This is a genomic window from Candidatus Pelagibacter ubique HTCC1062, from assembly GCF_000012345.1.
Taxonomy (GTDB): Bacteria; Pseudomonadota; Alphaproteobacteria; order Pelagibacterales; family Pelagibacteraceae; genus Pelagibacter; species Pelagibacter ubiqueversans.
In genome coordinates this window covers 1,124,138-1,142,935 of the sequence record NC_007205.1, presented here as the reverse complement: position 1 = coordinate 1,142,935, position 18,798 = coordinate 1,124,138, and the positions used below count along the sequence as shown (strand labels likewise).

At 31.5% G+C, this 18,798-nt stretch carries 21 protein-coding genes and 2 riboswitches; of the genes, 19 read left to right on the top strand and 2 right to left on the bottom strand.

The features are described from left to right. Positions 1-66 precede the first annotated feature (66 nt). The 5 genes from SAR11_RS05980 to SAR11_RS05960 all read left to right on the top strand — a co-directional run bounded on the left by SAR11_RS05980 (position 67) and on the right by SAR11_RS05960 (position 4,482). Entirely contained in the window at positions 67-1,677 is a 1,611-nt protein-coding gene (locus SAR11_RS05980) for a SulP family inorganic anion transporter (RefSeq protein WP_011282206.1), read from the top strand. A 1-nt stretch (position 1,678) separates the two neighbouring features. Beyond that, positions 1,679-1,972 carry a hypothetical protein gene (locus SAR11_RS05975; RefSeq protein WP_006996701.1) on the top strand — a complete coding sequence of 98 codons (294 nt, stop codon included), beginning with the start codon at positions 1,679-1,681 and terminating at the stop codon, positions 1,970-1,972. Next, a complete protein-coding gene (locus tag SAR11_RS05970; protein ID WP_011282205.1) occupies positions 1,969-2,457 on the top strand; it encodes a hypothetical protein in 489 nt (162 codons plus the stop codon). Before SAR11_RS05975 ends, SAR11_RS05970 begins: the two co-directional genes overlap by 4 nt. A 17-nt stretch (positions 2,458-2,474) precedes the next feature. Beyond that, positions 2,475-3,875: a Glu/Leu/Phe/Val family dehydrogenase gene (locus tag SAR11_RS05965; protein WP_011282204.1), complete on the top strand. Its 1,401-nt coding sequence runs from the start codon at positions 2,475-2,477 to the stop codon at positions 3,873-3,875. Between the two features lie 70 nt (positions 3,876-3,945). After that, the gene (locus SAR11_RS05960; protein WP_011282203.1) at positions 3,946-4,482 is read left to right on the top strand and encodes a pentapeptide repeat-containing protein; all 537 of its coding nucleotides are present in this window, start codon (positions 3,946-3,948) and stop codon (positions 4,480-4,482) included. 14 nt (positions 4,483-4,496) lie between these two features. On the opposite strand, the gene SAR11_RS05955 is transcribed toward SAR11_RS05960, so the two are convergent. Further along, on the bottom strand, positions 4,497-5,381 hold the full coding sequence (locus SAR11_RS05955) for a DMT family transporter (RefSeq protein WP_011282202.1): 885 nt from the start codon (positions 5,379-5,381) through the stop codon (positions 4,497-4,499). A 78-nt stretch (positions 5,382-5,459) separates the two neighbouring features. Between SAR11_RS05955 and SAR11_RS05950 the strand changes: the two genes are divergently transcribed. Genes SAR11_RS05950 through SAR11_RS05940 form a run of 3 tightly spaced genes read left to right on the top strand, consistent with a single transcriptional unit; the run spans position 5,460 to position 6,521 of the window. Continuing rightward, positions 5,460-5,888, top strand: a complete 429-nt coding sequence (locus SAR11_RS05950) for a c-type cytochrome (RefSeq protein WP_011282201.1) — start codon at positions 5,460-5,462, stop codon at positions 5,886-5,888. 5 nt (positions 5,889-5,893) lie between these two features. Further along, complete coding sequence (locus tag SAR11_RS05945) at positions 5,894-6,331, top strand: DUF4396 domain-containing protein (protein WP_018414244.1); 438 nt, start codon at positions 5,894-5,896, stop codon at positions 6,329-6,331. Positions 6,332-6,338: 7 nt separating this feature from the next. Beyond that, the gene (locus SAR11_RS05940) at positions 6,339-6,521 is read left to right on the top strand and encodes a hypothetical protein (protein WP_011282199.1); all 183 of its coding nucleotides are present in this window, start codon (positions 6,339-6,341) and stop codon (positions 6,519-6,521) included. Between the two features lie 268 nt (positions 6,522-6,789). Here SAR11_RS05940 and SAR11_RS05935 read toward each other — a convergent pair whose 3' ends face one another. Further along, complete coding sequence (locus tag SAR11_RS05935) at positions 6,790-7,755, bottom strand: hypothetical protein (RefSeq protein ID WP_011282198.1); 966 nt, start codon at positions 7,753-7,755, stop codon at positions 6,790-6,792. A 76-nt stretch (positions 7,756-7,831) separates the two neighbouring features. Here SAR11_RS05935 and SAR11_RS05930 point away from each other — a divergent pair, with 76 nt between their 5' ends. From SAR11_RS05930 to SAR11_RS05880, 11 genes are all read left to right on the top strand, one after another. Continuing rightward, positions 7,832-8,875: an ATP-binding protein gene (locus tag SAR11_RS05930; RefSeq protein WP_011282197.1), complete on the top strand. Its 1,044-nt coding sequence runs from the start codon at positions 7,832-7,834 to the stop codon at positions 8,873-8,875. 115 nt (positions 8,876-8,990) lie between these two features. Further along, positions 8,991-10,007 carry a substrate-binding domain-containing protein gene (locus SAR11_RS05925; protein WP_011282196.1) on the top strand — a complete coding sequence of 339 codons (1,017 nt, stop codon included), beginning with the start codon at positions 8,991-8,993 and terminating at the stop codon, positions 10,005-10,007. 117 nt (positions 10,008-10,124) lie between these two features. Then, positions 10,125-11,525, top strand: coding sequence for a phosphate ABC transporter permease subunit PstC (gene pstC / locus SAR11_RS05920; RefSeq protein WP_011282195.1), 1,401 nt, complete (start codon positions 10,125-10,127; stop codon positions 11,523-11,525). Beyond that, positions 11,518-12,777: a phosphate ABC transporter permease PstA gene (pstA, locus tag SAR11_RS05915; protein ID WP_011282194.1), complete on the top strand. Its 1,260-nt coding sequence runs from the start codon at positions 11,518-11,520 to the stop codon at positions 12,775-12,777. The genes pstC and pstA overlap by 8 nt, the downstream gene beginning before the upstream one ends. Then, a complete protein-coding gene (gene pstB / locus SAR11_RS05910) occupies positions 12,777-13,544 on the top strand; it encodes a phosphate ABC transporter ATP-binding protein PstB (protein WP_011282193.1) in 768 nt (255 codons plus the stop codon). The genes pstA and pstB overlap by 1 nt, the downstream gene beginning before the upstream one ends. A gap of 2 nt (positions 13,545-13,546) precedes the next feature. Continuing rightward, positions 13,547-14,245, top strand: a complete 699-nt coding sequence (gene phoU / locus SAR11_RS05905; protein WP_011282192.1) for a phosphate signaling complex protein PhoU — start codon at positions 13,547-13,549, stop codon at positions 14,243-14,245. Beyond that, a complete protein-coding gene (phoB, locus tag SAR11_RS05900; protein WP_011282191.1) occupies positions 14,245-14,925 on the top strand; it encodes a phosphate regulon transcriptional regulator PhoB in 681 nt (226 codons plus the stop codon). The genes phoU and phoB overlap by 1 nt, the downstream gene beginning before the upstream one ends. Positions 14,926-15,010: 85 nt before the next feature. After that, positions 15,011-15,217 carry a DUF1737 domain-containing protein gene (locus tag SAR11_RS05895; protein ID WP_006996714.1) on the top strand — a complete coding sequence of 69 codons (207 nt, stop codon included), beginning with the start codon at positions 15,011-15,013 and terminating at the stop codon, positions 15,215-15,217. A gap of 295 nt (positions 15,218-15,512) precedes the next feature. Continuing rightward, positions 15,513-15,577, top strand: a riboswitch (SAM riboswitch). 66 nt (positions 15,578-15,643) lie between these two features. Continuing rightward, a complete protein-coding gene (locus SAR11_RS05890) occupies positions 15,644-16,705 on the top strand; it encodes a homocysteine S-methyltransferase family protein (protein WP_011282189.1) in 1,062 nt (353 codons plus the stop codon). A 3-nt stretch (positions 16,706-16,708) separates the two neighbouring features. Beyond that, positions 16,709-16,773, top strand: a riboswitch (SAM riboswitch). A gap of 4 nt (positions 16,774-16,777) precedes the next feature. Beyond that, complete coding sequence (locus SAR11_RS05885; protein ID WP_011282188.1) at positions 16,778-17,329, top strand: OsmC family protein; 552 nt, start codon at positions 16,778-16,780, stop codon at positions 17,327-17,329. 117 nt (positions 17,330-17,446) lie between these two features. Next, entirely contained in the window at positions 17,447-18,790 is a 1,344-nt protein-coding gene (locus SAR11_RS05880) for an NAD(P)/FAD-dependent oxidoreductase (RefSeq protein ID WP_011282187.1), read from the top strand. Positions 18,791-18,798 lie beyond the last annotated feature (8 nt).

Below are 18,798 nucleotides of genomic sequence, written 5' to 3'. Positions count from 1 at the left end.
TTATCAACTGCTTGCTTTACTAAATAGATAACACACCGACTCATAAATAATTAAAATTTAAACACATTGATTAAAACCACACTCTCATCATTTGCAAAATCTATTGGTTTTAATTCACAAAATTATATTCCAAAAGAAGGGGCATCCTTTTCTTTATTTAGAATTGAAGTTTTATCTGGTTTAACAGTTGCTTTAGCGTTAGTTCCTGAAGCTATTGCCTTTGCTTTTGTTGCAGGAGTTGCACCTTTATCAGGGCTTTATGCAGCTTTTATTGTTGGTTTAATTACAGCTGTGTTTGGTGGAAGACCTGGAATGATTTCAGGAGCAACCGGTGCTTTAGCTGTTGTTATGGTGTCCCTTGTTATGGATCACGGTGCACAGTATTTGTTTGCAACCGTAGTTTTGATGGGAATTTTACAATTATTAGCGGGTGTCTTTAAGCTTGGAAAATTTATTAGAATGGTACCCCAACCGGTAATGTTAGGTTTTGTTAATGGCCTTGCAATTGTTATTGGTATTTCACAACTTAGTCAGTTTAAAACCCTTAATGCAATGGGGCAATTAGAATGGATTTCAGGAAACACTTTATATTATTCAGTAGGGTTCGTTATTTTAACGATGTTAATCATTTGGTTACTACCAAAGATTACTAAAGCGGTTCCAGCAACACTTGCTGCAATTTTAGTTACATCTGTATTAGTTTTAGCATTAAAGATTGATATTCCAAGTGTTGGAGATCTTGCAAGTGTTAAAGGAGGATTACCAATATTTTCAATTCCAAGTGTTCCTTTAAACTTTGAAACTTTAAAGATCATTTTTCCTTATGCATTTATATTGTCAGCCATTGGCTTAATTGAAAGCCTGTTAACTCTTAACTTAGTTGGTGAAATTACTAATAAAAGAGGTGGGGCTAGTCAGGAATGCTTAGCACAAGGCTTTGCAAATACAGTTACTGGTTTTTTTGGGGGTATGGGTGGATGTGCGATGATTGGTCAATCTATGATTAACGTAAAATCAGGCGGTAGAACAAGAATTGCAGGAATAGCTGCAGCAGTATTCTTATTAATTTTTATTTTATATACATCAAACTATATTGAGATGATCCCAATTGCAGCACTAGTTGGTGTAATGTTTATGGTAGTGATTGGAACCTTTGCCTGGAACTCATTAAAGATATTATTTTTTGTACCAAAGAGTGATGCATTAGTAATTGTTCTTGTAACTGTTGTAACTGTTTTAGAAGATTTAGCCGTTGCTGTAATTGTTGGTGTTATTGTATCAGCATTAGTGTTTGCTTGGAAATCTGCATCAAGAATTAGAGCAGTTGAGAGAGCATCCGTTAGAGAAAAGGGTGCTAAAGTTTATGAAATAGAAGGACCGCTATTTTTTAGTTCAACAGATAGTTTTTTAGAATTATTTAAACCAGAACAAGATCCTGATGTAATTATTATAGATTTTGCAGGATCAAAAGTAATTGATCAATCTGCATTAAAAGCAATTGAAGACATTGCTGATAAATATAATAGTTTTGGAAAAAAAGTTAAACTTAGACATCTAACTCGTGATTGTCATAGATTATTAAGTAGAGCAGGCCAATTAGTAGTTGATAGTGATGATGATCCTGATTATGGAATTGCAGTTGATTATGATGTTAAATTAGGTATTTTTGGCAGATAAGATGAGCAAAGAGATTAAAACAGATGATGTTATTTTCAATTTCTTCAAGCAAGTTTGTGATGAGAAAGATGATGTTAAATGTGTTGAACTTGGTAATGGTTGGATTAGTGCCATGGAAACCAATCTTGCTAACATGGAAAAAAATCTAGAAGAAACTGATAAAGTTAAATACCAAGAAAGCATTAATAGTAACAAGCAACAGCTTGATAGTCTTAAAGGCAAAACTGCTAGTGAATGGCGTGAATATGCAACCCAGTGTATGATCGAGATCTTAGATCATAAAACTAAATCGTGAATTTCTTTAAAAGATTATTTTCAAGTAGCAATTTAGAACTAGAAATCAATGATGGAGGCAGAGCTGCTGCTGGATATAAAGGTAAAGCTGGAGACTGTGTAGTTAGATCTATTGCAATTGTAACAAATCTTCCTTATCAAAAAATTTATGATGATCTTTATAAAGCAAATGAAGAATTTAGAACCACATCAAGAACAAAACTTGCTAGAAGCCTAAAACAAAAAAATGATAGCCCAAGATCAGGCACTCATAGAGTGGTGGTTAAAAAATATCTTGAAAAACTTGGGTGGCAGTGGACGCCAACTATGTTTATTGGTCAAGGTTGTAAAGTTCATTTAAAGAAAGATGAACTTCCAAGTGGGACTTTAATTGTATCTTGTTCAAAGCACATAACGGTTGTCAAAGATGGTGTCTTGCATGATACATATGATTGCTCTAGACGGGGCACACGTTGTGTTTATGGTTATTGGAAAAAAATAAATTAAAGATATAATAATTATTAATGAGCTTTAAAGATAACGTCAATTTACATGTAGATAAATCAGCTAAATTACTAAACTTTAGTGATGATTTACTTGAACATTTAAAATCTATTCACTCATTAATTAAAGTAAATGTGGGTGTTGTCTTAGATGGCAAAATTAATAACTTTACTGGATGGAGAGCTGTTCACTCAGAGCACATTCTTCCAACTAAAGGTGGACTAAGATATTCAGAAACGGTTGATCAAGATGATACTGAAGCTCTAGCATCTTTGATGACTTACAAATGTGCAATAGTTAATATCCCTTTTGGAGGAGCTAAAGGGGGTTTAAAAATTAATCCTAAAAATTACACAATGCCTCAACTTAGAGAAATTACTAAAGCGTTTGCTAGTAAATTAATTAATAAAGGTTTTATTTCTCCAGCATTAAATGTTCCAGCTCCAGATGTCGGAACGTCTGAAAGAGAAATGGAATGGATTTTAGAGACTTATAAAACACTTAAACCTGATGATATAAATTATAGAGGTTGTGTAACAGGTAAACCCTTACACAGAGGAGGTATTGCTGGCAGAACAGAAGCAACTGGTAGAGGTATTGAGGAAGTAGTTAGAGAAATATTTAGACATGAAGATGTTGTTAAAGAAGCAGGATTGAAAAATGAATTAAAGGATAATGAAATTATAGTTCAAGGCTTTGGTAATGTTGGAAGTAATTTAGCCAAACATTTATATAATAGAGATAATGCAAAGATTATAGCAATTGGAGAATATGATGGTTATTTATATAACAAAAAAGGTATTGATATAAATGCACTAATTGAATTTTATAAGACAAATAAAACTATCAATAACCCTAAACTTGGAAAATTTAAAAACAATCCAAGTGAACTTTTAGAATTAGATTGTGATATTTTAATTCCAGCTGCATTAGAAAATGCAATCACCATTGATAATGTAGATAAAATTAAAACGAAATTAATAATTGAGGCTGCTAATGGACCCATTTCATTTGAGGCGGATCAAAAATTATTTGAAAAAGGCGTTATGATTATTCCTGATATCTATGTCAATGCAGGGGGTGTTGTGGTTTCTTATTTTGAGTGGGTAAAAGATATTTCTCATATACGTTTTGGTAGAGTTGAAAAAAGATTTCAAGAACAAAAAATATTAGACATTATTGATTTGATAGATAAAAAAACGAATACTAAAACAGATTTTGACACCATTAAAAAAATTATTCATGGTGCTGATGAAGAGGACTTAGCTTTTTCAGGTCTAGAAGATAGTATGAGAAATGCATTTATTGAAATTTATAATGCTAAAAAACAAATAAAAAAATCCTTTAGAGATAGTGCTTATTATGTATCTCTAAAGAAGATAAGAAATTTTTATACAGTAGAAGGCTTTCCTAAACGATAAATAGTGGCTTAATTTTACCTATAATTAAATTAATAGAAGACTCTCAATCTATGATTTGTTAGCATTTGTCATGATAAAATTAATAAGAGCAGGCTTTATAAGCAAGCTTTTTGCCATTTTAGTTCTAAGTTTATGGTTATCTAATGGTGCTAAAGCAGGTTGTGATGATGCACCAGTTGATGGAGTGGATTATTCTAATTGTCAATTCTCAGAAGGCCAAGATCTAAGTAGAGCCTATATACCAAACTCTAATCTATCTTTTATTAGTTTTATTAAAGTTACCTTTGATAAAGGGGTAATGATGAATGCAACATTAGCTAATGGTAATTTTGTAGAATCTTCTTTTATTAGAACGAATTTATATGAAGCAAATCTTGAAGGGGGTATCTTTGAAAAAGCTAACTTTTCAAGTGCTAATTTAACAAGAGTAAACTTTAAAGGAGCTTCATTAATTGAGACTAACTTTACTAACAGTAATCTTTTTGAAGCAGATTTAACGGGTGCTAATATTTTAAATGCTAACTTTGAAGGCGCTAATCTTAATAACGCAGTTTGGATTGATGGAACTAAATGTTTACTAGGTTCCATTGGTAAATGTAATAAATAAAAAATTCTTAAGAATTATTTTATTGGTTTAATTTTTTGATTAATAACGAGCACTGCTCCAATTATTAAAATAGGTAAACCTATTATTAAATCTTGTTGCCATTCTAAGTTTTCAAATATTGTTGAGATTAATAAAGCAAGTACAGGCATTACAACTCCTACATAACCCGCTCGACCAGCTCCAACTTTTTCTAATAATCTTAAGTAAAAGATAAAAGCAAATATCGAGCCAATAATAGATAGATAAGCAAGGGATGCGATGTAACTGAAGCTATATTCAAATAATAATTCAGTGCCTTTTATCTGAGTGATTAATAGAGTAACTAATGATCCATAAAGCATTGAATACGCAAGTGTTGGTATTAATGAGAAGTTATTATTTAAGTTTCTTTGGTGAACCATGTTACCTGTTGATGCACTAAATGTACCAAGTAAGGCTAAAAATAATCCAACATGGGTTCCATTAGCAAAGCTGAAATTGAAAATCTCATCATTGAAAATGATTATAATTCCAATCATCCCAATAGTTGCACCAAGTAAAGTTTTTAAAGAAGGTTTCTTTTTAAAATAAAAGCCTTCTCCTAAAATATTCATAATAACTACTGTTGAAAAGACAACTGCTGGAAATGCGCTTATTAAGTAAGTATTTGATAGATAAAAGAAAACATAGTTTAGTGAGTAGAGACAAACACCAAAGAGTAAAAACCAAAGATGCTGATTTAAAGAAAACTTAAGATTTTTCTTCTTATAAATTAAATAAACAAAAATAACTATTGCAGCTATCAAAAATCTATAAAACACGGATACTAATGGATCAACGTAACCCAATTGAAACTTGATGACATACCAAGTAGGGGACCAGCAAAAAAGTGTGACAATAAATAAGAAAAAATTGTTCATTATTAAGGACTATAATCAAACAATCTTAAAAAAATATAAGATTAATCTAACAATTTTTAATATATAAATTTATAAGTTATGAAAAAAATACTTCTAATTTCAACTCTACTTATATCATTAAGTAGCATTTCTTATTCTGATAATCATTATCCAATCACAAGAGATTCTCAATTAATGATTGCTAGAGGTAAAATTGCCTACCAAAATAATTGTGTAAGCTGTCATCAAGTTAATTTGTCAGGTGCTGAAAATTGGAAGGGTGTTGATGAAGACGGCCATAGAAAAGCGCCGCCTTTAAATGGTACAGGTCACACTTGGCACCATGATGATGAGACATTACATAAAATTATTAAATATGGTTTAGTTGGAATAATTAGTGACTATGAAGGAAAAATGGGTGCCTTTGGAGATAAATTAAATGACAAAGATATAGATTCAGTTTTAGCCTACATTAAAAGTTTTTGGCCAGATGATTATTACAAACATCAAATAAATTTAAGTAAATAAATTAAATGGCAACAGACACATTTCATTGGTCGTGTAAACACACGTGGAGAAAAAGTGCTAAGAATACGATGTGGTGTGTTATCGGTTGTGCAATTGGTGACTTTGGAACCATACTATTTTTTCAGTTAAGTAAAATTCCTTTTCCAGTATTAGGTATTATGACTTTAGCAATCATAAATGGTTTATTAACCAGCATTATGCTTGAAACTTTTATTTTAATGAGACAAAATTTTAAATTAATTAATGCTTTAAAGACCGCCTGTGGAATGAGTTTCATCTCAATGGTTAGTATGGAAATTTCTATGAACGCTACAGATTATTTTTTAACCGGTGGAGCGATGCTAACTTGGTGGGTGGTACCTATTATGTTAACTGCGGGATTTTTAACACCCTGGCCTTATAATTATTGGAGACTTAAAAAATTCAATCAAGCCTGTCATTAAATATTAAATGGTTACAACTTCTGAAATTATATTAGCAATTATTATTGTTGCCTTATCTGTTGTTATGCCTATCTATTATTATTACCAAAGGAAGAAAAACCCTAAGCAAGATAATAAAACTCAAGATAGCCCTGAGATAAAAAATTATATTGATAGAATTAATGAAATTACCCGCAAAAAACATAAATGAAAAAACGTTTATCAGGGTGCAGTGAGTGTGGAGATGATACAGCCATCTTAACACAAGTAAGCTCAGGACCAGAGGTGATCTTACTTTGCACAGATTGTTATAACCTGAAACATTCAAACGAAACACAAAACCATATTGGCTATGAAGAAGAAAAAAGCTAAAAAATTAAAGACTAAAAAAATAGAACCAAATTCCTACGGTCTTGGGAAATTTAATTACTTTATCTTTAAGTTTTTGTGCTCAAGGTTTAAGCTTAAATAATTAATACTTAAAACCAATTATTTGGAATTATGATGTAGTGAATTGCAAGTACAATTCCAACTGACACACTTAATCCGAATATCATTTTAAGAAAGTCTTTACCAATTAGTGGAAACACATATTTGAACTTATAGTCTTTATTCATTGATGCGATTGCTAACTCTCTTCCACATAATAGACCAACAAATACCCAGGTTGTTGACATGGGTAAATCATTAAGCTCTTTAAAGTAGTAAAGTACAGCTGCATAAATAATATTGATTATAGTTGCTGATCTTGCATATCTTGTTCCAGTTTTCTCTAAGACAACCTTTTGAATAGCCCCTCCATGAATGTAGAAGATATAAAAAAGTAGTGCTGTAAAGTAACCCAGAACAACTAATAAAAGAGCAACATCTAATTGTCTTGGAAGGTATACAGCAATGTTTGCTACATCATGAGATAACCAAACCCACCATAACCAGCCTGAAGTTATCCAAACAGAGTTACGCCAAAAGGAAATCCATTTGTCATTAACTTCATCTAATTTTTCATTAATAAATTTAGAGATAACGATCCAGCAAATATAAGCAGCAGCTGCAGCAAGACCATAGCCGACAACACTTTTCATAAGCATCTTTTCAAGTACTACCGTTGATGCAAAAGCTGATAAAACTAAGAAGGTTGTTGAAACAGGTATTCCAACTCTTGTTAATACAAGAAGTATTCCTGGTGCCACAGCGTGATACCATTGTATCTCTTGGAAAGGTATTCTTGTTAATCTACCGTAAGAGATATCTCCATTATTACTGTACCAACCCCAAGTAATAGCAAGTATCATTACAAATGATGCTGCACTAGCAAGAGTGTACCATTTAAACCATTTTTGTTTTGACGCGATAAAAGTTCCCAATGTTTGAATTGAGTCATTTGCAATAACACTGTACCCCGCTAAAGCAAAGCCGACGATTGTATAAAACAATGTAAGAGTCATTAAAACTTTCTATATAATTAATTATTAATTACAAATTTATTTTTAGAGTTATAATACTACCTCTGGTTTTAAAATTATGAGCTCTGATATTAAAATAAAAGATCAAAAAATGATATTTCTTGATGAGATGATGGATCAAGTAATTATCCTTGATAAATTTAAAAATGTTTTTTTTGCAAATAAAAGCGCTGTTGCTAGATTTGGTAATGATATTATTGGTAAAAATATTTCATTAATTTTAAGAGATGCTAATTTATTAGAAAGTATTGATCTTGCAATTCAGGATAAAAGTTCACAAGTTTTAGATGTAGAAATTAAACTTCCTATTTTTCAATTCTATAATGTAAATATTATCCCAGATTCTTTAAATGAATCTGAAGATGAACATTCTGTAATAATATTTTTAAAAGATTTAACTGAAATATATAAGACACAACAATTTAAATCAGATTTTGTTGCTAATGTTTCTCATGAGTTAAGAACACCCTTACAGTCAATTAAGTTAGGATTAGAGACAATAAATGATGGTCATGCTTCAAATGATTTTGAAATGCAAAAGAAATTTTTACCCATTATGATGCAACAAACGGAGCGTATGGAAAATTTGATTAATGATTTACTTTCATTGTCAAAAATCGAATTACAAGAACATATTAGACCCACCACTGAGTTAGATTTAAAAGAAATAATAACTCACGTGATTAAATTGAATTCAGAGCTTGTTAAGAAAAAAAAGATAAAAATAGAAAACAATATTACAGATGATACTTATAAAATTTCTGGAGATAGAAATAGATTAATAGAAATTTTTACTAATTTAATTGATAATGCTTGCAAGTATAGCGATAGTGATACTGTCATTAAAATTTCCTTGGTTAAGAAAATGGACACTATTTTGTTTTCTATTAAAGACCAAGGGGTTGGAATTCCTAAAAAATATTTATCCCGAATCACTGAGCGTTTTTTCAGAGTAGATCCTGCAAGAAGCAAAGATGCAGGGGGTACTGGTTTAGGTTTGGCTATTGTTAAACATATAGTAAATCAACACCGTGCAACTATGGATATTATCAGTACTGAAGGAAAAGGTACTGAATTTACCATTGAATTTCCAAAAGTATAAAATTTTAGAAGATAATAAAATATTCTTTGTCATAAAAGTTTCATAAACTTGTAATAAAATTGAAACAAAGAAATTTTATAAGAATTAAATATAAATAAACAAAGGAAAAATAAAAATGAAAAATGTTAAAATTATTTTATCAATCTTGACGGTGATGCTATTTGCGTCAAATGTTCAAGCAAGAGATCAAATCCGGATAGTGGGGTCATCAACTGTTTATCCATATGCAACTGTTGTTGCTGAAAATTTTGGTAAAACAGGAAAATTTAAAACGCCCGTAATTGAAAGCACTGGAACGGGTGGGGGTATGAAATTATTTTGTGCTGGTGTTGGCACTGATCACCCAGATATTACTAATGCATCAAGAGCTATAAAATCTAAAGAAAAAGCATTATGTGAAAAAAATGGTGTAACTGAAATTATAGAAATTATTGTAGGAAATGACGGTATTTCTTTAGCTCACGCAGTAGATTCTCCAGATTCAAATTTTACTAAAGAACAACTTTGGAGAGCACTAGCAAATGAAGTAGATGTAGATGGTAAATTGGTTGCTAATCCATATAAACAATGGAGCGACATTGATCCATCACTTCCTTCTAAAAAGATTGAAATTCTTATTGCCCCACCAACATCAGGTACAAGAGATGCATGGAATTCTTTAGTAATGAGCAAAGGTTGTTCTAAAGAGGCAAAAGCACTTTTTGGTGACAAAGCTAGTAGTGAATGTACTAAAATCCGTGAAGACGGTTATGCAGTAGAAGCGGGTGAAAACGATACTCTAATTGTTCAAAAACTAGCATCAAATCCTGACGCATACGGCTTTTTTGGTTATAGCTATTTAGTTGGCAATAAAGACAAGGTGAAAGCTGCAGCTATAGAAGGAGTTAAACCTAGTCTTGAAGGTATTCAAGATTACTCATATCCAATAGCTAGACCTTTATTCTTTTATGTAAAAAAAGCACATATTGGAGTAGTTCCTGGAATTGACGCATTTATTAAAGATTTTACGTCAAAAAAAGCAATGGGACCAAGAGGTTACTTAGCTGAGATCGGTTTAGTACCTTTAGCTAAAGCAAAATATGATGTTGTAAGAACTGCAGCGGTCGAATTAAACACTATTAGCATCAAGTAATTTAAATTCCTCAAACACAATCAAGGCCAGAATAAACTTCTGGCCTTTTTTATTAGTACAATTTGTAGTTTAAAATTGTAACAAATCTGTAACATTAAAACTGTAATACATAAGCTCATGAATATTATAATTTTATTATTAGTTACAATATTTAGCTATCTATCATTTTTATATGGTCGCTCTAGAATAAGAAAAATTACATCAACACAATCTATAAAGATTAACGCTCTACCAAATTATTATGGTTATTATCTAGCTTTATGGTGCGCGTTACCAGCATTAATTATATTATTATTTTGGTCTATATTTGAACCAGCGATTATTAAATATTTGATCTCACAAACTTTAATTCAAAACGATTTAAATTATTCGGGGGACCAACTTAATTTACTTTATCAAAAAATTAGATCACTTTATGAGGGTAATTTTTCAGGAACCTTAACTGAAGAAATTAAAATAGGTGTTAAGAATTATGAAAATTTACAAACAATTGCTCAAAATTCTAAAATTGTTTTATTATTATCAACTTTTATTGCTGCTATCTCATATGGGATTTTTAGAATTTCAAAAAACAATAAAGCAAGACATGATGTTGAAAAAATTTTAACAGGGTTACTTTTTGTATGTTCTCTAGTTGCTATATTAACAACAATGGGAATTATTTTCTCTCTTTTATTTGAAAGTTTAAAATTTTTTTCAGCAATTAATATTTTTGATTTTTTGTTTGGAATGAATTGGAGTCCTCAAAGAGCTTTCGTTAGTGATGCCTCAGCAATTACAGCTTTAGAATATGAAAATTTAAAAGGTGCTTTTGGTTCTGTTCCTTTATTTGCTGGTACAGCATTTATAGCTCTGATTGCAATGCTTGTAGCTGTTCCTATTGGATTATTTTCTGGAATTTATATGGCAGAGTACGCAAGTTCTAAAGTTAGAAAATATTCTAAACCAATTATTGAAATCCTGGCTGGAATTCCAACAGTTGTATATGGTTTTTTTGCAGCGCTTACTGTCGGCCCCTTTTTTAGAGAATTAGGTGAAAAGTTAAATTTAGAGGTATCTTCTGAAAGTGCTCTTGCTGCAGGATTGGTAATGGGGGTTATGATTATTCCTTATGTGTCTTCATTATCTGATGACGTGATTAATGCAGTCCCTCAATCTTTAAGAGATGGATCTTATGCAATTGGAGCAACCAAATCAGAAACTATTAAAAATGTTGTAATTCCTGCTGCATTACCAGGGATTGTGGGCTCGGTGTTATTAGCTGTATCAAGAGCCATTGGTGAAACAATGATTGTGGTAATGGCTGCTGGTTTAGCCGCAAATCTAACCATTAATCCACTTGAGTCTACCACTACCATCACCACTCAAATTGTAATGTTATTAATTGGCGATCAGGAGTTCGATAGTCCAAAAACACAATCTGCTTTTGCATTGGGCTTAACACTTTTCTTTGCAACATTAATTTTAAACTACATAGCCTTAAGATTTGTTAAAAAATATAGAGAAAAATATGAATAAAGAGCAACGATTAAAAAAACGACATAATGCTGAAAAAAGATTTAAGCTCTATGGATTAACTTCTATTTTACTGGCAATTTTTTTTGTAATCTTTTTATTAAATGCTATCTTTTCAAAAGGCAGTGGCGCATTTTTAAAAACAACTATCGATGTTGAGGTAAATTTTGATGCTGACACTTTAGAATTAAGTGAATCGCCTCCACTCGAAGATTTAGAAAATACAGATTACTATGAACTAGCAATTGATAGTATTCTTAAAGTAAAAAAAGTTAATGGTTTAACTGAAGAAAAGTTATTAATTAATTTATTTAGTCCTGATTATGAATATGAAATAAGAAACTTTTTACTTGATAATCCAAAAGCTTTAAATCAAACCACTGTATTAAAACTAACTGCATCAGATGATTTTGATCAATTGCATAAAGGTAATTACCCTAGAGAACTTCCAGAAGAGCGAAGACGGATTAATAATTTTCAATTAAATCTTTATGACGAATTAGTTAATGAAGGAAAAGTTAATAAAATATTTAACTCATATTTGTTTACTAAAGGAGATTCAAGAAACCCTGAACTTGCAGGAATTGGTGGAGCCTTAGTGGGTTCATTTTTTACCATTGTAATTACTTTATTATTATCTTTTCCAATCGCTATTGCAGCTTCAGTTTATTTAGAGGAATTTGCTCCTAAAAATAAAATTACTGATTTTATAGAAATTAATATAAATAATTTAGCAGCAGTACCTTCCATTGTATTTGGATTATTAGGTTTGGGTATTTTGCTTGGGACCTTTCATCTACCAAGATCAACTCCATTAGTTGCAGGAATTACTTTAGCCTTAATGACTTTACCAAGAATTATTATTCCATGTAGAGCTTCCTTAAAAGCAGTACCTCCTTCAATTAGAGAAGGAGCGCTTGCAATTGGCGCATCTAAAGTTCAATCAGTTACGCATCATGTTCTGCCTTTAGCAATTCCAGGCACTTTGTCAGGAACTATTATTGGTTTGGCCCAAGCGCTTGGGGAAACAGCGCCCTTAATATTGATTGGCATGGTTGCTTTTGTGGTCGATATTCCATCTATTCCAACGGATCCATCAGCTTCGTTGCCAGTACAGGTTTATTTATGGTCTGAACAAGCAGAAAGAGGGTTTGTAGAAAAAACATCAGCAACTATTATGGTTCTTTTAAGTTTTTTAATTACATTAAATTTTATAGCAGTTTACTTACGACAAAAATTTGAAAGGAAGTGGTAATGAAAAATAATAAAATAAAAATTAAAAGCAGTAATTTAAATGTGCATTATGGAGAAAAACAAGCACTCTTTGATGTAGATTTGGATATCTATGACAAAGAAGTTACAGCTTTAATCGGTCCTTCTGGATGTGGAAAATCAACCTTCATAAGATGCATAAACAGAATGAATGATGTTATTGATATTTGTAAAGTTGAAGGATCAATTACAATAGATGATGAAGAGATCATTGACAAAAATCTGGATGTTGTAGGACTTCGAGAGAAAATTGGTATGGTTTTTCAAAAACCCAATCCTTTTCCAAAAAGTATTTATGATAATATTTCTTATGGACCAACCATTCATGGTTTAACAGAAAATAAAACAGATATGGATGAAATTGTTGAGAATAGTTTAAAAAAAGCAGCTTTATGGAACGAAGTTAAAGACAGGTTAAATGAAGCAGGCACAGGTTTATCTGGAGGTCAGCAGCAAAGATTATGTATTGCAAGAGCCATATCAGTAAATCCTCAAGTTATTTTAATGGATGAACCGTGTTCGGCACTAGACCCTATTGCCACTGCTAAAATTGAAGAATTAATTGATGAACTTAAAAAAAGTTATACAATAGTCATTGTTACTCATTCAATGTCCCAAGCTGTAAGAGTTTCTCAAAGAACTGGCTTTTTCCATTTAGGAAAAATAATTGAAGTGGATACAACAGAGAAAATATTTAAAAACCCTGGAAATAAAATGACCCAGGATTATATTACAGGGAGGTTTGGTTAATCATGTCAGATATTACACATATTGTTAAATCCTACGAGGATGAATTACAAAGTTTAAATGATAACTTAATTAAAATGGGTAGCTTAGTTGAAGCTCAGTTGACAGACTCAATGGAGGCCATCATCAAAGTTGATAAAGAAGCTGCTGAAAACATTATTAAAAATGATGAAAAAATTAATGAGTTAAGAGCAACTATTGAAGAGCAGATTGTAACAGTACTCGTTAAAAGAGCCCCGATGGCAATTGATTTAAGATTAACTATTTCAACTTTAAAAATTTCAAGTGATCTTGAACGTATTGGTGATTTAGCAAAAAGTGTTGCTAAAAAGATCAAACCTTTACCACGCGATCTTCCAGAAGAGTTAATTGCCAGTTTAAAAAGATTAGGGGAGTTAGTTCAAAGACAATTGAAAGATGTTTTGGATGCTTATCTTAACCAGTCAAAAGAAGCTGCTGTTAAAATTTGGAAATCAGATGAGAGAGTAGATGATTTAACACATATCGCAATGAACGAAGTTGCAAATTTCTTAAGCAAAGATAAAAAAAATTTAGATCTAGCAACACACTTATTGTTTGTGACTAAAAATATTGAAAGAGCAGGAGATCATATTACTAATATCGCTGAAGCTTTATTTTATCTAATCGAGGGAGAGCATATTGAAGGAGCAAGACCTAAAGGTAAAGATTTTGATCCAAACTAATGAGCGTTAGCATTCATATTGTAGAAGACGAACAACCCATTATCACTTTAGTTAAATATAACCTTGAAAAAGAAGGTTATAAAGTTTCATCATCAGACAATGGCAATGAGGGTATTGAAGATATTAAAAAATTATTTCCTGATCTTGTTTTATTAGACTGGATGTTACCTGATTTTTCTGGCGTAGAAATTTGTAAAATTTTAAAAAAAGAAAAAAAATTTAAAGAAATTCCAATCATAATGCTTACTGCTAAGGGTGAGGATGAAGATAAGATTAAAGGGTTAAACTCTGGTGCAGATGATTACATCACCAAACCCTTTAGTTTCCCAGAATTACTTGCAAGAATAAAAGCGCTACTTCGAAGATCTAAGCCCTCATTAGTTTCTGATATTGTTGAATTCGAAGACCTTAAGGTGGATAGATTAACACGACGTGTTTTTAGAAAAAACAAAGAAATTCATTTGGGACCCAAGGAATATGATTTAATCAATTTTTTTATTAAAAACCCTAAACGTGTTTACTCAAGAGATCAAATTCTAGAGAATGTTTGGTCTGATAATATCAATGTTGAAACAAGAACAGTTGATGTTCATATAAGAAGACTTAGACAAAGTATTAATATTGATGGATTTAAAGAATTAATTAGAACCGTAAGATCAGCTGGCTATTCATTAAATTAGTAATGATTGTAGAAGCATAAAGACTTAAAATAATAATAATAAACTGAACATAGACACATGATTTAGGACTTGTTAAGGTCTGATTATGAAAGGTTATAGATTTATTACAAGTGACGACACTTCAGAATTTTGCCATCGTGTAACGGAGGCCATATCCAATGGATGGAAATTGTATGGTGAACCTAAAATGACTTTTGATAAAAAAAGAGGGGTCATGCGTTGTGCTCAAGCAGTTATAAAAAATTCACCTCAGAAAAAGTATTCCAAAAAGATGAAGCTATCATCGATATAAATGGCAGATCAGATAATACCCTTTGTTTATATGCTAGGGATACTCTTATTAGTACTCCCAGCTTTTCTACAATCTAACTCTAAATTAAAGCAATTCTTAACTAATCTTAGTATTTGGATTGTCATTATTCTCATAATTTTAACTATTATTTATTTTTTCAATTGACAGTTTGAGAGAAAGTTGATTATATTTAGTTGCGCTGATTTAAGTTAAATTGCAGAGCGCGTTACAAATCCTGCTAAAGCGACGCTTCAACCACCGCTTTAGACAGGTGGTTTTTTTTTATCTTTCATAAAATTAAGCCGGGCAGTTGAACCATATTGTGCGCCCTGCATTTGCTTAAGCACTAAAAAGGAGAAAAGAGGCCTATGAATATAACCTCTTATTATTTTGTGACCTTTTTTCTCCAAAACAAGAGGAAAAAAAATGAGCACAAATAAATTAAAAGAAAGATTAGATAAAGGACCGGTTATATGCGCAGAAGGTTTTTTATTTGAGATAGAAAGACGTGGCTACATGTCATCAGGGGAATTTGTCCCAATGGTGTCATTAGATCATCCTGAAGTTTTAGAGAACTTACATAGAGAATTTCAACACGCAGGATCTGATGTAGTTGAGGCCTTTACTTATAATGGACACAGAGAAAAAATGCGTGTTATTGGTAAGGAAGAACTTCTCGAACCACTAAATCGTTCAGCATTAAAAATTGCTAAAAAAGTAGCACTAGATACTCCTAAAGGATCAAAACCAAATTTGATGGCAGGTAATATTTCAAATTCAAATATCTGGAAACATAATGATCCACAATCTCAAAAAGAAGTTGAAGGAATGTTTACAGAGATGATTGGTTGGGCCGTTGAAGAAGGTGCTGATATGTTAATTGGTGAAACTTTTTATTATGCTGAAGAAGCTTTTAAAGCTTTAGAGATAATGAAAAAAACAGGTTTACCAACTGTATTAACCATATCCCCAATGGGTGAAAATAAAATGAGAGATGGAAAATCAGTTGTTGATACTTGTAAAGAGCTAGAGCAATTAGGGGCCGATGTTGTAGGTTTAAATTGTTTTAGAGGACCTGCTACTATGTTTCCTTTTTTAAAAGAAATTAGAAAAGCAGTTAAATGCCATGTTGGAGCTTTACCTATTCCTTATAGAACCAGTGAAGATTACCCAACATTTTTTAACCTACCGGACAGAAGTAATTGTGCATGTCCATCGCCTCATGGAAGAACGTTTCCAACAGCATTGGACCCACATTTTTGTAATAGATATGAAATAGGTAAATTTGCAAAAGACGCTTATGCCCTAGGCATTAATTATCTTGGAGTATGTTGTGGAGCAAACCCAATGTTGATTAGGGAAGTTGCTGAATCAATTGGTTTAACTGTTCCAGCAAGTAAATATCGAGAGAACATGGAAAATCATTTTATGTATGGAAAAAATAAAAGAATTCCAAAACATATGACTGAATATGGAGACAAAGCGTAAATAAATTAAGAAGGGCATTTAACTAAATTGTGCGCCTGACATATGTCGAAGCACTAAAACAGGAGAAAAAAAATGAGTAACAATCTAAAAGAAACAATAAGTAATCTACAGAAGGATTTTACAGCTAACCCAAAAAATGCTGTGGTCCAATATGAAAGCAATTCAATTCTTAAGGAAGGACTTCAATCTGTAGTCACTCTTAGAGAACATAAATTAGTTGTTGATGAACCCAAAAGTTTTGGTGGAAAAGATGAGGGACCCAGCCCAGTAGAGTTAATATTAGCAGCGTTAGCAACGTGTCAGGAGATAACCTATAAAGCATTTGCTACAGCAGCGGGTATTAATATTGAGAGTGTTAGTGTTAAATTAAAAGGTGAATTAGATCTTCAGGGTTTTTTAGCTTTAAATAAAAACACTAGACCTGGCTTTCAATCCATCTCTGGAACTGTTGACATTAAATCTTCATCACCAAAAGCAGAAATAGATAAATTGATTGATACGGTAAATACACATTGCCCGGTATTAGATATTTTATCAAAAGGAGTTCCTATTAAATTGTTTCAAAAGGTTTCTTCAAACTCTTATAATGAAGAGCACATAGAGCAAAGAGTAAGTGCTGCTTAACTAATTAACTCAAGCCCTATGAAAAATAGGGCTTAAGTCTTTTAAGTTCATTTCAAATCCTAAAAAATTAGAAGTTTGACTAGAATTAAGTATAAATTGCGTGCTAGGGTCTTGTTAATGAAAAATATTTATCATTCTGATATTTATCAATTTAACACCCCAGTTAGTAGTTATTGGGAAGATCATTCAAGCGAAAATTTAAATCTAGATAAACTTAATAAAGATGTCAGCTCAGAAATTGTTGTAATAGGTGGAGGGTACACTGGTTTATCCTGTGCAATTAATTTAATAGAAAATCATAATTTAGAGGTCATTTTAGTTGAAGCTGGAAAAATAGGTTGGGGGGCTTCATCTCGTAATGCAGGTTTCTGTTCTCTACCGCCAAGTAAGATGTCTTTTAAAAAGATGCAATCTATTTACGGCAATGATGAAACTAAAAAGTTCTTTAAAAACTCTGTTGAAGGCTCAAATTATACAAAAGATATTATACAAGAATATAATATTGATTGTGATGTAACGGGGGATAGTAATTACGTAGTTGCCCATCATCCAAATAAGTTTAAAGATATTCAAGAACAAGCTACAGCTTACAGAGAAGAGTTTGGTATTGAAACTGAAATTTATTCAAAAGAAGACTTTGATAAAATTGGCCATGGGGGTACAGAGCAATTTGGAGCTTTTTCTTATAAACCTGGTTTTGCAATCAATCCTCTTAAATTTGTTAATGGCATTGCAAAATATGCCTTATCTAAACAATTAAAAATCTTCGAGCACACTAAAGTGGATAAAATTGATAAAGAGAATGGTGCTTATATTTTAAGGACGAAAGAAGGATCTATTCGATCAAAAAAAATAGTTGTTGCAACAAATGGGTTCTACCAAGAAGGTTTAATCCCAGAGATGAATTCAAGAATTTTACCAGTAATTTCAAATATTATTGTCACCAGAGCCTTAACAGAGCAAGAAATTGACCAACATAATTTTAAAACATTTTCACCAATAGCTAATACTAAAAATCTTTTATATTATTATCGAAAGTTACCTGACAACCGAATTTTATTTGGTACCAGAGGGGATTTAAGTGGCAGTGATCAATCTAATTTAAATATGTCTAAGAAAATGGAAAAGTTTTTAAAAGATATTTTTCCTAAATGGAAAGACATTAATATTGATTATAATTGGCGGGGATTAATTGCTTTATCTCAAAAATTAACTCCCTCTATTGGTAAAATTGATAATGAAGAGATTTATTATGGATTTGGCTATAATGGGGTTGGAGTGAGTGCTGCTCCTTGGACTGGAAAACAATTGTCTAAGTTAGTATTATCAAACAGTAAAGAACTGGATATTTCAAAAATTTATAAAGGATTACCTAAGAAGTTTATCTTCCCTAAATTAAGAACGTTTTATTTTAGATTAGCGGTGTGGTTTTATGCAATTAAAGACAGATTTAATATTTAAGAAAATAT

Excerpts from the sequence above, each read along its gene's own strand:
- SAR11_RS05960 (WP_011282203.1), top strand. The coding sequence starts at position 3,946 with ATGATAAAATTAATAAGAGCAGGCTTTATAAGCAAGCTTTTTGCCATT.
- SAR11_RS05880 (WP_011282187.1), top strand. The coding sequence starts at position 17,447 with ATGAAAAATATTTATCATTCTGATATTTATCAATTTAACACCCCAGTT.
- SAR11_RS05975 (WP_006996701.1), top strand. The coding sequence starts at position 1,679 with ATGAGCAAAGAGATTAAAACAGATGATGTTATTTTCAATTTCTTCAAG.
- pstB (WP_011282193.1), top strand. The coding sequence starts at position 12,777 with ATGAAAAATAATAAAATAAAAATTAAAAGCAGTAATTTAAATGTGCAT.
- SAR11_RS05895 (WP_006996714.1), top strand. The coding sequence starts at position 15,011 with ATGAAAGGTTATAGATTTATTACAAGTGACGACACTTCAGAATTTTGC.
- SAR11_RS05950 (WP_011282201.1), top strand. The coding sequence starts at position 5,460 with ATGAAAAAAATACTTCTAATTTCAACTCTACTTATATCATTAAGTAGC.
- SAR11_RS05945 (WP_018414244.1), top strand. The coding sequence starts at position 5,894 with ATGGCAACAGACACATTTCATTGGTCGTGTAAACACACGTGGAGAAAA.
- SAR11_RS05925 (WP_011282196.1), top strand. The coding sequence starts at position 8,991 with ATGAAAAATGTTAAAATTATTTTATCAATCTTGACGGTGATGCTATTT.
- SAR11_RS05935 (WP_011282198.1), bottom strand. The coding sequence starts at position 7,755 with ATGACTCTTACATTGTTTTATACAATCGTCGGCTTTGCTTTAGCGGGG.
- SAR11_RS05955 (WP_011282202.1), bottom strand. The coding sequence starts at position 5,381 with ATGAACAATTTTTTCTTATTTATTGTCACACTTTTTTGCTGGTCCCCT.
- SAR11_RS05885 (WP_011282188.1), top strand. The coding sequence starts at position 16,778 with ATGAGTAACAATCTAAAAGAAACAATAAGTAATCTACAGAAGGATTTT.
- phoB (WP_011282191.1), top strand. The coding sequence starts at position 14,245 with ATGAGCGTTAGCATTCATATTGTAGAAGACGAACAACCCATTATCACT.
- SAR11_RS05940 (WP_011282199.1), top strand. The coding sequence starts at position 6,339 with ATGGTTACAACTTCTGAAATTATATTAGCAATTATTATTGTTGCCTTA.
- phoU (WP_011282192.1), top strand. The coding sequence starts at position 13,547 with ATGTCAGATATTACACATATTGTTAAATCCTACGAGGATGAATTACAA.
- pstA (WP_011282194.1), top strand. The coding sequence starts at position 11,518 with ATGAATAAAGAGCAACGATTAAAAAAACGACATAATGCTGAAAAAAGA.
- SAR11_RS05890 (WP_011282189.1), top strand. The coding sequence starts at position 15,644 with ATGAGCACAAATAAATTAAAAGAAAGATTAGATAAAGGACCGGTTATA.
- SAR11_RS05930 (WP_011282197.1), top strand. The coding sequence starts at position 7,832 with ATGAGCTCTGATATTAAAATAAAAGATCAAAAAATGATATTTCTTGAT.
- pstC (WP_011282195.1), top strand. The coding sequence starts at position 10,125 with ATGAATATTATAATTTTATTATTAGTTACAATATTTAGCTATCTATCA.
- SAR11_RS05965 (WP_011282204.1), top strand. The coding sequence starts at position 2,475 with ATGAGCTTTAAAGATAACGTCAATTTACATGTAGATAAATCAGCTAAA.